At 69.8% G+C, this 891-nt stretch carries 2 protein-coding genes; both read left to right on the top strand.

The genetic code is table 11. The features are described from left to right. Positions 1–451: EamA family transporter (locus tag AC1DU6_RS33235; RefSeq protein ID WP_477862585.1), on the top strand; the 451-nt coding region annotated here is incomplete at its 5' end. After that, the coding region (locus AC1DU6_RS33230) for a pseudouridine synthase (protein WP_477862583.1) at positions 451–891 on the top strand (441 nt) is incomplete at its 3' end. The genes AC1DU6_RS33235 and AC1DU6_RS33230, both read left to right, overlap by 1 nt.

The raw sequence follows: 891 nt of genomic DNA, 5'->3' as shown, positions 1-891 counted from the left end.
ATTTGTACCCGGCGACCTGTTGATGCTCCTGGCCCTCTTCACCTGGGCCATCTACTCCTGGATGCTGGCGCGGCCGGTGCGCGGGCTGCGCCCAGGCGAACGGCCGGACTGGAACTGGGCCGAGATGCTGATGGCCCAGCTGATGTTCGGCGTGGTGTTCTCGGGCGTGGCGGCGGGCGTGGAACAGGGCGYTGCACCGGCCGCCATCCACTGGAGCCCGACCCTGGTCGCCGTGCTCGCCTATGTCGCCATCGGTCCGTCGCTGATTGCCTACCGCTGCTGGGGCCTGGGCGTGGCCCAGGCCGGGCCGGCGTTGGCCGGTTTCTTCGTCAACCTCACGCCGGTGTTTGCCGCCGTCATCTCGGCGGCGCTGCTGGGCGTCGCGCCGGCCTGGTATCACGGAGTCGCCTTCGCGCTGATCGCCGCCGGCATCCTCGTCTCGTCGCGTTGATGCGAGTGCTGCACGCCGACGACCGTCTGGTCGTCATCGACAAGCCCGCTGGCCTGCTCAGCGTGCCGGGCCGCAGCGAGCCAGATTGCGCCAGCGCACGCGTGCAAATGCTCTACCCCGACGCGTTGGTCGTGCATCGCCTCGACCAGGCCACTTCGGGCCTGCTGCTGTTCGCCCGCGGCCTCGACGCCCAACGCGATCTCAGCGCCGACTTCGCCGGGCGCCGCATCGACAAGCTCTACATCGCCGTCGTCGCCGGCCATCTCGAGGGCGAAGGCCTCATCGACCTGCCGGTCGGCGCCGACTGGCCCAACCGGCCGCGCCAGCAGGTCAACTTCGAACACGGCAAGCCCTCGCAGACGCGTTGGCGCGTGCTCGGCCATGAAGGCGATCACACGCGCGTGGCCCTCGAGCCCCTGACCGGTCGCACCCATCAATTG

The organism is Roseateles sp. P5_B10 (assembly GCF_056400485.1).
Note: the sequence above shows the minus strand (reverse complement) of the source record. Positions and strands in the feature narration are given on the sequence as shown.